At 74.5% G+C, this 12,199-nt stretch carries 11 protein-coding genes; 3 read left to right on the forward strand and 8 right to left on the reverse strand.

What is annotated here, in order from left to right:
• Both P2H44_RS00660 and P2H44_RS00665 read right to left on the reverse strand, forming a co-directional pair.
• Complete coding sequence (locus tag P2H44_RS00660) at positions 1-486, reverse strand: hypothetical protein (protein WP_275761483.1); 486 nt, start codon at positions 484-486, stop codon at positions 1-3.
• A 21-nt stretch (positions 487-507) separates the two neighbouring features.
• A complete protein-coding gene (locus P2H44_RS00665; protein WP_275761484.1) occupies positions 508-1,686 on the reverse strand; it encodes a phosphoserine transaminase in 1,179 nt (392 codons plus the stop codon).
• 238 nt (positions 1,687-1,924) lie between these two features.
• Here P2H44_RS00665 and P2H44_RS00670 point away from each other — a divergent pair, with 238 nt between their 5' ends.
• Together P2H44_RS00670 and P2H44_RS00675 are read left to right on the forward strand one after the other, a co-directional pair.
• A complete protein-coding gene (locus tag P2H44_RS00670) occupies positions 1,925-2,386 on the forward strand; it encodes a hypothetical protein (protein ID WP_275761485.1) in 462 nt (153 codons plus the stop codon).
• A gap of 128 nt (positions 2,387-2,514) precedes the next feature.
• A complete protein-coding gene (locus P2H44_RS00675; RefSeq protein ID WP_275761486.1) occupies positions 2,515-3,018 on the forward strand; it encodes a YbaN family protein in 504 nt (167 codons plus the stop codon).
• Here the strand turns inward: P2H44_RS00675 and P2H44_RS00680 are convergent.
• The 6 genes from P2H44_RS00680 to rsmI all read right to left on the reverse strand — a co-directional run bounded on the left by P2H44_RS00680 (position 2,996) and on the right by rsmI (position 10,594).
• Entirely contained in the window at positions 2,996-3,271 is a 276-nt protein-coding gene (locus P2H44_RS00680) for an HU family DNA-binding protein (protein ID WP_275761487.1), read from the reverse strand. The two genes, P2H44_RS00675 and P2H44_RS00680, sit on opposite strands and share 23 nt — an antisense overlap.
• A 121-nt stretch (positions 3,272-3,392) precedes the next feature.
• Positions 3,393-6,050 (reverse strand): DNA mismatch repair protein MutS, encoded by a 2,658-nt coding sequence (gene mutS, locus P2H44_RS00685; RefSeq protein WP_275762081.1) that lies wholly within the window; start codon positions 6,048-6,050, stop codon positions 3,393-3,395.
• Between the two features lie 396 nt (positions 6,051-6,446).
• Positions 6,447-7,964, reverse strand: coding sequence for a YifB family Mg chelatase-like AAA ATPase (locus P2H44_RS00690; RefSeq protein WP_275761488.1), 1,518 nt, complete (start codon positions 7,962-7,964; stop codon positions 6,447-6,449).
• A 226-nt stretch (positions 7,965-8,190) separates the two neighbouring features.
• Positions 8,191-9,144, reverse strand: a complete 954-nt coding sequence (gshB, locus tag P2H44_RS00695; RefSeq protein WP_275761489.1) for a glutathione synthase — start codon at positions 9,142-9,144, stop codon at positions 8,191-8,193.
• Positions 9,145-9,310: 166 nt separating this feature from the next.
• Entirely contained in the window at positions 9,311-9,721 is a 411-nt protein-coding gene (locus P2H44_RS00700) for a YraN family protein (RefSeq protein ID WP_275761490.1), read from the reverse strand.
• A gap of 54 nt (positions 9,722-9,775) precedes the next feature.
• Entirely contained in the window at positions 9,776-10,594 is an 819-nt protein-coding gene (gene rsmI / locus P2H44_RS00705) for a 16S rRNA (cytidine(1402)-2'-O)-methyltransferase (protein ID WP_275761491.1), read from the reverse strand.
• 247 nt (positions 10,595-10,841) lie between these two features.
• Between rsmI and P2H44_RS00710 the strand changes: the two genes are divergently transcribed.
• The gene (locus tag P2H44_RS00710; protein ID WP_275761492.1) at positions 10,842-12,149 is read left to right on the forward strand and encodes a type 1 periplasmic-binding domain-containing protein; all 1,308 of its coding nucleotides are present in this window, start codon (positions 10,842-10,844) and stop codon (positions 12,147-12,149) included.
• Positions 12,150-12,199: the final 50 nt, after the last annotated feature.

The raw sequence follows: 12,199 nt of genomic DNA on the forward strand, positions 1-12,199 counted from the left end.
TCAGGTGGGAAGGGCGCGGTCGACGGCCAGCGCGGCGGCGGTCGTGCCTGCGTCCATGTCAGGTCCGGTCGTCCAGGCGGCCCCGAAGGGGATGCGGACGACCTGCGTGCGCGGGGAGCGAAGGCGGAGCGTGGTGCCCGCCTTCGAGTTCGCGAAGGAGACCATCTCGACGTCGTGCTTGTGCTGCAGCCAGTCCACGTCGCGGAAGCCGAAGCAGCCCGCCACGCCCTTGGTCTCGACCAGCCAGGCGGCGAAGAACTCGCCGTCGTCGGTCGTGCAGCGGGCGCTGCGCTCCAGTTCGGCGGCGAAGACGAGCTCGATCACCTCCCCCGCGCCGAAGGCGATCTCGATCTCGCCCGTCACGCAGGCGTCGACCGAGAGCCCCTCGGGCAGCTCGGGGTGGGCGGGACCGATCGGTCCCACCGCTCCGACCGGCGACGACAGGGTCACCGGCCCGAACGGCGCGTCGATGCGCGCTTCGGCCATCGGATGTCTCCTTTCAGGAGGTCAGGCCGCGGCCATCTCCGACTTCGCGGCGGCGAAGGCCCAGTCGAGCCAGGGGAGCAGCGCCTCGACGTCGGCCGTGTCGACCGTCGCGCCGCACCAGATCCGCAGGCCCGCGGGAGCGTCCCGGTAGCCGTTGATGTCGAGGGCGGCGCCCTCGCCCTCCAGCAGCGTGACCATCTTCTTGACGAAGGCCTTCTGCCCGGCGTCGTCCAGCGCGGCGACCTGCGGGTCCACCACCTTCAGGCAGACCGAGGTGTTGGAGCGGGCCTCGGGCGCCGCGACCAGGTTCTCGACCCAGGCGGTGGCGTCGACCCAGGCCTGCAGCGCGCCGAAGTTGGCGTTGGCGCGGGCCTGCACGGCCTCGGCCCCGCCGATCTCCTTGAACCACTCCAGCGCATCCAGCGCGTCGGCGACGCAGAGCATCGAGGGCGTGTTGATCGTCTCGCCCTTGAAGATGCCCTCGATCAGCTTGCCGCCCTTGGTCATGCGGAAGATCTTGGGCAGGGGGCGCGGGGGCGTGAAGCTCTCCAGCCGCTCGACGGCGCGGGGGCTGAGCACCAGCACGCCGTGCGCGCCCTCGCCGCCCATCACCTTCTGCCAGGAGAAGGTCAGGACGTCGATCTTGGCCCAGTCCAGCGGCTGCGCGAAGGCGGCCGAGGTGGCGTCGGAGAACACCAGCCCCTCGCGCTCCGCGGGGATCCAGTCGAGGTTCGGGAGCTTGGCGCCCGAGGTGGTGCCGTTCTGGGTGAACAGCACGTCGGCCGTGCCGGCGCGCACCTGCGCGAAGTCCGGCAGCTCGCCGTATTCGGCGGTGATCACGCGGCAGTCGTCGAGCTTGAGCTGCTTGGTGGCGTCGGTGGCCCAGCCGGCGCCGAACGACTCCCACGCCAGGATGTCGACGGGCTTGGCGCCCAGCATCGACCACATCGCCATCTCGAAGGCGCCGGTGTCGGAGGCGGGGACGATGCCCACCTTGAATCCCGCGGGCACGCCCAGCAGCTCGGCGGTCAGGTCGATCACCTGCTTGAGCTGCGCCTTGGGACCGGCGGCGCGGTGCGACCGGCCCAGCCACGCCTTGGCGGCGACGGCTTCCAGCGACCACCCGGGGCGCTTCGGACAGGGACCGGAGGAGAATTCGGGACGCGCAGGCAGCGCCTGCGGCTTCGCGGGGAACGTCATGGGACGCGCTCCAACGTCAGGGCGAGGTCGCTGAGCCCGCCGCCGCTCGCCCTTACCCGGCGACTTGCCCGCAGCCCCGATACGCCCGGGCCGCGATCCGGTCAAGCCGGAAAAATGGCCCGAACCGTCGCATTCGCGCGACGGGTGGCGGGCGACGTGAACGCGGCCTTCACGCAGCGCTCGCCATCCGGGCCGGGGAGGCGTTTGCTGGCGGGGCCTCGCCGGAACGGAGCCCGCCATGACCCGCCACGCCCCCCTTTCCCTGACCTGCGCCGCGCTGCTGCTGGCCGCCTGCGCCGGACCCGAGCCGCAGGCGGTCTCCAGCGAGCCGCCGGCCTGGGCGGACTTCCGCACCGATCCCGCGCCGGCAGAGTGGGACGACGTGCAGATCCTCTCGGTCGCCACGCGCGAGAGCATCGGCGGGCCCGAGGCGGTGGTCGAGGTCGCCTACCGCACCGCCTGCGAGGCGAGCACCTACGCCGTGTTCTGGTCGCCGGTCGCCACCCGCAGCCTGCCGCCGCAGACCTCCTTCACCCTGCGCCGCGACGGCAAGGGCGGCGACTGCCCCACGCCCGGCCGCGCCCAGGTCGCCTTCCCGATCGAGGAGCCCGCCGAGGACCTGGGCGCCTTCATCGGCCACGTGCACGGCGGCGGCGACGCGAAGAACGCCGCCAGCTTCCGCTGGCCGGCGGCGGAGTGAGCCTCGCGCCCGCGGGGCGCTGCGGATGAGGCGTCGCGGACGCGCGGCGTAGGCTCCAGGCCGCGATCCGCGCAATCGGATGCGTTCGCCTCTCGCCCGCGGGGCGGCGGCGCCCTACATCGGGGCGGGTGAAGATCTTCTGGTTCTCCCTCGGCGTCTTGTGCGTCGGGCTCGGCGTCGCCGGGCTGATCCTTCCCGGCCTGCCGGGAACGGTGTTCCTGCTCGTGGCCGCCTGGTGCTTCGCGCGATCCTCGGACCGCGCCCATCGCTGGCTGGTCGAGCATGACTGGCTGGGGCCGCCGATCGTCGACTGGCAGGCGCACGGCGTCGTGCGCCGGCGGGCCAAGTGGACCGCGTCGGTCGTCATGGCCGCGGCGCTGATCATCACGCTGTCGCTGGGGGTCGCCTGGTGGGCGGTGGGGATGCAGGCGACGGCGCTCGCCTGCGTGGCCCTGTTCCTGTGGACGAGGCCCGAGGCGCCGGCTGCGGCCTCCGCTTCCTCGCGGGAGACGGAGGGCGCCGCCTCGGCGCCGGCCGGCCGCTCGTCCCCGGCGGAAACGGTCCCGGCCCCCACCCTGGCCGAGGACCCGCCCGCCGGTCGATCCGGGGTCAGCCCCGGATCGCGGACTTGAAGGTGGTCGAGAACTTGAACTTCGGCGCGGTGTGCGCCTCGGCCATCTTCTTCTCGCCGGTCTGAGGATTGCGCACTTCGCGCGCCGGCTTCTCGACCGCTTCCAGCTTGCCGATGCCGGGCAGGGTCACCGACTTCCCGTCCTTGAGCGCGGACTCGGAGACGCCGTTCAGGGCGCCGAGCACCGCGGTCACAGCCGCCTTGGTCTCGCCGCTCGCCTCGGCCAGCGCGGTCACCAGTTCATCTTTCTTCACGAAACGCCCTCCGCTGTTGTCACTCGTGATCGTCGTTCGCGACGCCCCCACAACACCGTGCGGCGTGGGGATGTCAACCCGCCGCGCGACCCGCCGCGCGCCGGAACCGGGAGCTCAGGCCTCAGCCCGGCGCCTCGCCGCGACGCAGCATCGCCGCGAGTTCGTAAACAAGATCCAAAGCCTCCCGGGGGGTCATCTCGTCCGGCGCGGCCTGGGCGAGGCGCGCCTCGACGGCCGAGGGCGCGGCCTCCACCGGCTTCGGACGGGGCGGCGGCGCGGCCGAGAACAGGGGCAGGTCGTCGACCAGCGCGCGGGCCTTGCCGCCCCCCTGCCGGTCGCCTTCCTCGAGCGCGTCGAGCACCTCGCGCGCCCGCTCGATGACCGTCGGCGGCAGGCCTGCGAGGCGCGCGACCTGAACGCCGTAGGACCGGTCCGCGGCGCCCGGCCGGACCTCGTGCAGGAAGATCACGTCGCCCTGCCACTCGCGCACCGCCATGGTCGCGCAGCGCAGCCCCTTCAGCCGGTCCGCGAGCGCCGTAAGCTCATGATAATGCGTGGCGAACAGCGTCCGGCAGCGGTTCGCGTCATGCAGGTGTTCGAGCGTCGCCCAGGCGATCGAGAGGCCGTCGTAGGTGGCCGTCCCGCGCCCGATCTCGTCGAGGATCACCAGGGCGCCGGGACCGGCCTGGTTCAGGATCGCGGCGGTCTCCACCATCTCGACCATGAAGGTGGATCGGCCCCGCGCCAGGTCGTCCGCGGCGCCCACGCGGGAGAAGAGCTGATCGACCACGCCGATGCGCGCGCGGGCGGCCGGCACGTAGGCCCCGGCCTGCGCCAGCGCCGCGATCAGCGCGTTCTGGCGCAGGTAGGTCGACTTGCCCGCCATGTTGGGACCGGTCAGCAGCCAGACCGGCAGCGCGGGGGCGTCGCCCGTCGCGTCGGCGCTCAGGTCGCAGTCGTTCGGGACGAAGCTCTCGCCTTGTCGTCGCAGGGCCTGCTCGACCACCGGATGACGCCCGCCCTCGATGACGAAGGCGCGCCCGGGCTCCACCTGCGGGCGGGTCCAGTCGAGCTCCACCGCGATCTCGGCGAAGCCGGCGGCGAGGTCGAGCTCGGCCAGCGCCCGGGCGGCGGCGGCGAGCGCAGGCGCCTCGGCCAGCGCCTGCTCGCGCAACGCCTCGAAGATCCGCTTCTCCGCCTCCAGCGCGCGCGAGCCGGCGTTGAGGATCCGCGCCTCGAGGTCAGAGAGCTCGACCGTGGTGAAGCGCACCGCGCCGGCCATGGTCTGGCGGTGGATGAAATGCTCCGAATGGGGCGGCTTCAGCAGCTTGTCGGCATGGGCGGCGGAGACTTCGATGAAGTAGCCCAGCACGTTGTTGTGCTTGATCTTCAGGGCGTTGACGCCGGCCTGCTCGGCGTATTTCGCCTGCAGCGAGGCGATCACGCCGCGGCCCTTGTCGCGAAGCTCGCGCGCCTCGTCCAGCTCCTCGTCCGCGCCGGGCGCGATGGCGCCGCCGTCGCGGATCAGGAACGGGGGCTCGGCGACCAGCGCGTCCTCGAGCGCCATTTGCAGGTCCTCGTGCCCCTCCAGCCCCTGGCGGGCGAGCTGCAGGCGCTCGGGCAGATCCTCCTGCCCCAGCCGCTCGGCCAGGCGCGCGGCCTGGGCGAGCGCGTCGCGGATCGCGCCCAGGTCCCGCGGGCCGCCGCGGCCGAGCGCGAGGCGGGTCAGCGCGCGCTCCATCTCCGGCGCCTGGCGCAGGGCGTCGCGCAGGTCCTGCGCCAGCCGGCGATCCTCGACCAGCGCCTGCACGGCGTCGAGCCGGGCCGCGATCTCGGCCCGGTCGGTGGAGGGGGCCGACAGCCGCGTCTCCAGCAGGCGCGCGCCGGCGGCGGTGACGGTGCGGTCGACGGCGGCCAGCAGCGAGCCCTCGCGCCCCCCCGACATGGCGCGCGTCAGCTCCAGGTTCCGCCGGGTGGCCGCGTCGATGCGCATGGCGCCGCCGGCGGGCTCCTGCACCGGGGGTTTCACCAGGGGAAGCTGGCCGCGCTGGGTCAGCTCGACATAGGCGATGGCCGCGCCCATGGCCGAGAGCTGCGCGCGGGAGAAACCGCCGAACGCGTCCAGGGCCTTGACTCCGAACAGTCTTTCCAGCCGCTGGCGGGCGCCCTCGCTGTCCCAGGCGGCGCGAGAGACGGGGGTGGCGGCGGCGCCGGTCTCGGCCACCTGGGCCTCCAGCGCGCGGTCGTCGTCGGCGCTCTCGGGGATCAGAACCTCGGAGGGGGCGAGACGCGCCAGCATCGGGCCCAGCGCCGTGCGCGGGCAGGCGGCCACGTTGAAATCGCCGGTGGAGACGTCGAGCCAGGCGAGCGCCCCCTCCCCGCGGATCTCGGCATAGGCCGCGAGGTGGTTGTGGCGGCGCGCATCCAGCAGCGCCTCCTCGGTCAGCGTGCCGGGGGTGACGAGGCGCACCACGTCGCGCTTCACCACCGCCTTGTAGCCGCGCTTCTTCGCTTCGGCCGGGTCTTCCAGCTGCTCGCAGACGGCGACCCGGAAGCCCTTGCGGATCAGCTGGGCGAGGTAGCCTTCATGGCTGTGGGCGGGCACGCCGCACATCGAGATGTCTTCGCCCAGGTGCTTGCCGCGCTTGGTCAGGGCGATGTCGAGGGCGGCGGCGGCCTGCACGGCGTCCTCGAAGAACAGCTCGTAGAAGTCGCCCATGCGGTAGAACAGCAGGCTGTCGGGATGGCGGCCCTTTATCTCGAGATACTGGGCCATCATCGGCGTCACCGCGGCCCCCGCCGAGGGGTCCGCGGTGCGGTTCGGTGCGTCGGTCGCCTGCGCTCTGCTCGCCATGGGAACGGCGATAGCATGGGGGCCGCGGGGGGCGGAAGAGCCGCCGGAGGGGGGCGGCGCGAAGGCCGCGCCCCCGCCCGGCACGCCTCCCGCCCGCCCACCCCGGCGCGCCGGGCGGGGGCGCGGCGGCGAACGGCGGCGGGGCGGCGGCGGGCCGCGACGCTCGTCCCGGACAGATCCGACGCGCGGCCCGCCGCCCGCTCCCGGTCGGCGGCCGGGGGAGGGTGGGCGGGAGGCCGCCGACCGGGAGCGGGCGGCTCGGGCCGGGCGCCCGGCCGGATCCCCGGCGCCGGCGGCGCGGCCGGATCGGGAGGCCCGGTTTCAGGCCGCCGCCAACGCCCGACGATAACTGACCGCCTCGGCCACGTGCGGGCGGCGGACCTGCGCCGTCGCCTCCAGGTCCGCGATGGTTCGCGCGATGCGGATGGCGCGGGAATGGGCCCGGGCAGACAGCTGCAGCTTCTCCGCCGCGCGGCCCAGCAGCTCCTGCGCCTCGGCGTCCATCTCGGCCGCGGCCTCCAGCACCGAGCCCTCCGCCTGCGCGTTCAGGCGCACGGCCGCGCCCAGGCGCTCGTAGCGCTCGGCCTGGGTGCGGCGGGCGCGGGCGACGCGCTCGGCGACCGCGGCGCTCGGTTCGCCGTTCGGAAGGCGGTGCAGCTCGGCGGCGGGGGTGGCGGGCGTCTCCACCACCAGGTCGATGCGGTCGAGCAGCGGGCCCGAGAGCTTCGCCTGGTAGTCCGCGCCGCATTTCGGCGCGCGCGAGCAGGCCTTGCCCGGCAGCGCCAGGTTCCCGCAGCGGCAGGGGTTCATCGCCGCGACCAGCTGCACCCGGCAGGGATAGCGCACATGCGCCGCGGCGCGGCTGACGGTGATCGTGCCCGACTCCAGCGGCTGGCGGAGCTGGTCCAGCACCCGCCCCTCGAACTCCGCGATCTCGTCGAGGAACAGCACCCCGTTGTGGGCGAGGCTGATCTCCCCCGGCCCCGCCTTGCGCCCGCCGCCGGTCAGCGCGGCGGCGGAGGCGGAGTGGTGCGGGTCCACGAAGGGCCGCGCCCGGCCCAGGCCCGCGTCGGCGAAGGCATGGGCGACGGAGCGGACCATGCTGACCTCCAGCGCCTCCTGCGCCGACATCGGCGGCAGGATCCCGGGCAGGCACTTGGCGAGCATCGACTTGCCCACGCCGGGCGGGCCGATCAGCAGCAGGTTGTGCCCGCCGGCCGCCGCGATCTCGAGCGCGCGGCGCGCCTTCTCCTGGCCCTTCACCTCGCGCAGGTCGTCGAGGGTCGCCATGTCCTCGCGCGGGTCGGCGGCCTGCGGTCGCGGCAGGGCCTGGCGGCCGGTCATGTGGTTGACCAGCGCCACCAGGCTTTCGGGCGCCGCGATCGAGGCCGCGTCGACGATCGCCGCCTCGGGCCCGTCGGCATGGGGGCAGACCAGGGTCTTGCCCGAGGCCGCCGCCTGCACCGCCGCGGGCAGCACGCCGGGGACCGAGGCGATGCGGCCGTCGAGGCCGAGCTCGCCCATGGCCAGGGTCTCTGCGGCCTCCTCGGGGGGGATCATCTGCATCTCCGCCAGCAGGGCGACGGCGATGGGCAGGTCGAAATGCGCGCCTTCCTTGGGCATGTCGGCGGGGGCGAGGTTGATGACCACGCGCTTGCTGGGCATCGCCACGCCCATCGCGGTCAGGGCGGCGCGGACCCGTTCGCGCGATTCCGCCACCGCCTTGTCGGGCAGGCCGACGATCTGGAAGCTGGGCGTGCCGGCCGAGAGCTGGCACTGCACGTCGATCTCGCAGGCCTCGACGCCCTGGAAGGCCACGCTGTAGCACCTGGAAACCATGGTCCGCTCCGCCCCTTGGGAAAGGCGGCCATGGCAGCGCGCGCGTGGTTAAGGGCGCGTTAAGGGGACGGCGGAAAGATGAAGAGCGAGGCCGCGGGCGCGGCTCCGCCGCGCCGGGCGCCCCGCAGGGGCGCCCGATGGCCGGGGCGGGCCACCGGGTCTTCTCGCCGGGCCCCGTCGCTGGGGCGCCGACGGTCGGGGCCCGGGCGCCCGGAACCCGGAGGCGTCAGCGCGTCTGGGCGGCGCGCCGGGCCTCGACGGCCTCCCAGAACTTCGCGGCGATGTTGACGCCGTCGAAGCGCTCCAGCTCCTGCATGCCGGTGGGGGAGGTGACGTTGATCTCGGTCAGCTTGCCGCCGATCACGTCGATGCCCACGAAGAGCTGCCCCCGCTCGCGCAGGGTCGGGCCGATGCGGCGGGCGATCTCGAGGTCGGCGTCGTCGAGCGCGCATTTCTCCGCCCGGCCGCCGACGTGCATGTTCGAGCGGGTCTCGCCCTTCTGGGGCACGCGGTTGATCACGCCGACGGCCTCGCCCTCGATCAGGATCACGCGCTTGTCGCCCTTCTCGACCGCCGGCAGGAAGGCCTGGGCGATCAGCGGCTCGCGGTTGATGCCGCAGAACAGCTCGTGCAGCGAGGCGAGGTTGCGGTCCGACTGCGGCAGGCGGAACACCCCCGCGCCGCCGTTGCCGTAGAGCGGCTTGAGGATGATCTCGCCGTGCCGCTCCTTGAAGGCGCGCAGGTCGGAGAGGCTGCGGGCGATCATCGTGGCGGGCGAGAGGTCGGCGAAGTCGAGGACCAGCAGCTTCTCGGGGCAGTTGCGCACCCAGAACGGGTCGTTGATCACCAGCGCCGAGCCCTTCAGCCGCTCGAGCATGTGGGTGTTGGTGACGTAGGACATGTCGAAGGGCGGATCCTGGCGGAGCAGGACCACGTCGAGGGTGGAGAGGTCGACGGTGCGCGCCTCGCCCAGCTCGAAGTGATTCCCACGCTCGCGGCGCACCTTCAGGGGCCAGCCGGTGGCGGTCACCCGGCCCTCGTCCCAGGCGAGACGGTCGGGGGTGTAGAAGAAAAGCTCGTGGCCGCGGGCCTGCGCCTCCTCCGCCATGCGGAAGGTGGTGTCCGCGTCGATGTCGACGTTCTGGATCGGATCCATCTGGATCGCCACGGAAAGGCTCATGCCCAATGTCTCCCGGCCGGCGCGCGGAGGGTCGCGCGGGCGGGACAGTCGCCCCGGCTCCGGACCGCGTCAAGCGCCCCCGGCGATCGGACGGGGCGGCGCCCATCGCTTTCGCGCGAGCGGCGGCCGCGGGAAGATCCGGTGCAGAAAGTGCGGGCGCGGCCGGTCAGAAGAAGGCGTTCTCGACGATCTCCATGCGGCCGTGCCGGTCGAAGGCGGCGAGATCGAAGCGCATGTCCGCGCCCGCGGCGCCGGCGCGGTCGAGGAAATGCAGCGCCGCCATCTCCAGCCGGCGCACCTGCGCGGGGCGCACGGCTTCGCCGGCCTCCAGCAGCGTGCGGCGCGACTTCACCTCGACGAAGGCGTAGGTTCCGTCGCGCACCAGCACCAGGTCGAGCTCCCCGTTGCCGTGGACGCGGCCGGCGCGCCAGTTGCGCGCGGCGAGCCGCCAGCCCCCCGCGAGATAGCGCCTGAGCGTCCGCTCCTCCGCCGACCGGCCGATGTGGCCGGCGGTGCGGCCGCGCAGGCGACGGCGGTGGGAGGCGTCTTCGGCGGGCAGGGCGGGAATCGGGTTCATGGCGCGTCTCCGTCGGCTGGGCCCGGATTTAGCGCGTGCAGGGTTTCCGAAAGGTTAGCGCGACCGCTCCAGCGCCCGGGCGTAGACCTCCTTGCGGGGCAGGCCGGTGGCGGCCTGCACCTCGCGCACCGCGTCCTTCAGGCTGCCTGTCTCGAGCGCCGCGTCGATCAGGGCGTCGAGCGCCTCGGCGTCCGGGCGGGCGGAGGCGGTCGGCGGGCCGATCACCAGCACCACCTCGCCGCGGGGGTCGTCCTCCGCGGCCAGGGCGGCGGCAAGCTCGCTCAGCGGCGCGCGGCGCACCTCCTCGAAGCGCTTGGTCAGCTCCCGGCACAGGGCGGCCTCGCGGTCGGCGCCCAGGACCTCGGCCATGTCGGCCAGGGCGGCCGCCGCGCGGCGGGGGCTTTCGAGGAACACCAGCGTGGCCGCGATCGGCGCGAGCTCGGCCAGGAAGCTGCGGCGGGCGGAGCTGCGGGGCGGGGGGAAGCCCGCGAACAGGAACCGGTCCGTGGGCAGGCCCGCGAGGCTGAGGGCGGCGAGCACCGAGCTCGCCCCCGGCGCCGCCGTCACCGGCAGCCCCGCGCGCGCGGCGTCGCGCGCCAGCTTGTAGCCGGGATCCGCGATCAGCGGGGTGCCCGCGTCCGAGACCAGCGCCACGCTTTCGCCCGCTTCCAGCCGCGAAAGAATCGCAGGGCGCGCCGCGTCGCCGTTGCGGTCGTGGTAGGCCAGCAGCGGCCGCCCCCGCAGCGGCACGCCGTGGATCTCCATCAGCCGGCGCAGGCTGCGGGTGTCCTCGGCCGCCAGCGCGTCGGCGCGCGAGAGCACGTCGAGCGCGCGCAGGGTTATGTCGGCGGCGTTTCCGATGGGCGTGGCCACGAGGTGCAGACCGGGCGGAAGCGGCCCGCGCCCGGCGTCCGTCGCGCCCCCCTGCCGGCCGGTCGAAGCGCCGCCCGGAGCCTCGGCGACGGCCCCGGCGCCGGCGTCCGGGGTTTCGGACGCGACGTCCTCCCGTCGCCGAAGCTTCGCCTTTCTTGCGCCCGTGTTCGCGCTCATAGTTCCTCGCAGACGCTCGGGCCGCCGCCCGTGCGGCGCACCGACGAACGGACCATTGCAGGAGGTGAACATGGGCGAGGCGCTTCGCGAGCACAACGCAGGACGCGCAAAGGATGCGCGCGGGCGGACCCGGGTCGAGGCCCCCGCGCGACGGCCGGGCCGCGCCGGCGCGACGCTGGCGAGGGCCTTCGTGCTGACCGCCGCCGCGGCGCTGGCCGCCTGCAGCTCGAACTCCGACCGCGGCGCCTCGGCGCCCCGCGCGCCCTCGCAGACCGCCCAGGCGCCCTCCGGGCCGCAGCCGGGCGCGGGCGGGCAGGTCACCCTTTCGGGCCCCGCCCGCGTGGCGCTGCTGCTGCCCCTGACCGCGCCCGACGGAGGCGCCGCGGCGGCCGCGCGCGACATCGAGGCCGCCGCCCGCCTCGCCCTCGCCGAGGGCGCGGCCGAGGCGATCGCGCTCGACGTCCGCGACACCGCCGGCGACGCCGCCACCGCCGCCACGGCCGCGCGGGCCGCAGCCGCCGCGGGCGACGCGCTGGTGCTCGGCCCGCTCTACGGCGCCAACGCCGACGCGGTGGGCGAGGCCGTGGCCCCGGCCGGGCTGAACGTGCTGGCCTTCTCCAACACCCCCTCGGCGGGGGGCGGCAACGTCTGGGTCGCGGGGCTGCTCGCCTCCTCCGAGGCGGACCGGATCCTGTCGCACGCGGCGGACAAGGGCTGGACGGGCGTCGGCCTCTACTACCCCGAGTCGCCCCTGGGCCGCGTCGCCCGCTCCGCCGCCGAGGAGGCCGCCGGCCGCCATGGCGTCGCGCTGAGCCCGATCATGCCCTACCCGCGCAGCTTCGAAGGCATCCAGAGCACCTCGGAGGCCTACAAGGCCGCCTTCGACGGCTCCGGCGCCACCACCGTGCTGCTGGTCGACGAAGGCCAGGGCCTGCAGGCCGCGGCCTCGTTCATGCGCTATCACTCGATCGGCACCCGCGCCCCGCTGCTGGGCCTGGGCGGCATGGCCGACCGCGAGCTGCAGAAGGACAGCTCGCTGTCGAACGCGCTCTACGCCGGGCTCGACCCGCAGGCGATGGCGGACTTCTCCGCGCGCTTCCAGGCCGCCTACGGCCGGGCGCCGGGCCGCTTCGCCTGGCTGGGCTACGACGCCGTCGCCGCCGCCGCGCAGATGATGCGCGCCGGGCGCGCCTCGGGCGACGACCGGCCCTTCGGCGTCGAGGAGATCACCGATCCCGGCGGGTTCCGCGGCCTGGGCGGCCCGTGGAAGCTGACCCGGGACGGCGGCAACATGCGCGCTCTCGCCGTGTTGACGCCGACGGCGTCCGGCCCGCAGGTGGTGGGACCCGCGACGATGCCTTCCGCGCCCGGTTCCTGACGAGAGATCATGGCCCCAAGAAAACCCGCCCCTCAGCCCGCAGCCGTCCC

This window comes from Albimonas marina, from assembly GCF_029223255.1.
Classification (GTDB): Bacteria; Pseudomonadota; Alphaproteobacteria; order Rhodobacterales; family Rhodobacteraceae; genus Albimonas.

Coding starts and splice junctions, on each gene's coding strand:
- P2H44_RS00660 (WP_275761483.1), bottom strand. CDS start 486: ATGGCCGAAGCGCGCATCGACGCGCCGTTCGGGCCGGTGACCCTGTCG.
- P2H44_RS00665 (WP_275761484.1), bottom strand. CDS start 1,686: ATGACGTTCCCCGCGAAGCCGCAGGCGCTGCCTGCGCGTCCCGAATTC.
- P2H44_RS00670 (WP_275761485.1), top strand. CDS start 1,925: ATGACCCGCCACGCCCCCCTTTCCCTGACCTGCGCCGCGCTGCTGCTG.
- mutS (WP_275762081.1), bottom strand. CDS start 6,050: ATGATGGCCCAGTATCTCGAGATAAAGGGCCGCCATCCCGACAGCCTG.
- P2H44_RS00690 (WP_275761488.1), bottom strand. CDS start 7,964: ATGGTTTCCAGGTGCTACAGCGTGGCCTTCCAGGGCGTCGAGGCCTGC.
- gshB (WP_275761489.1), bottom strand. CDS start 9,144: ATGAGCCTTTCCGTGGCGATCCAGATGGATCCGATCCAGAACGTCGAC.
- P2H44_RS00700 (WP_275761490.1), bottom strand. CDS start 9,721: ATGAACCCGATTCCCGCCCTGCCCGCCGAAGACGCCTCCCACCGCCGT.
- P2H44_RS00710 (WP_275761492.1), top strand. CDS start 10,842: ATGGGCGAGGCGCTTCGCGAGCACAACGCAGGACGCGCAAAGGATGCG.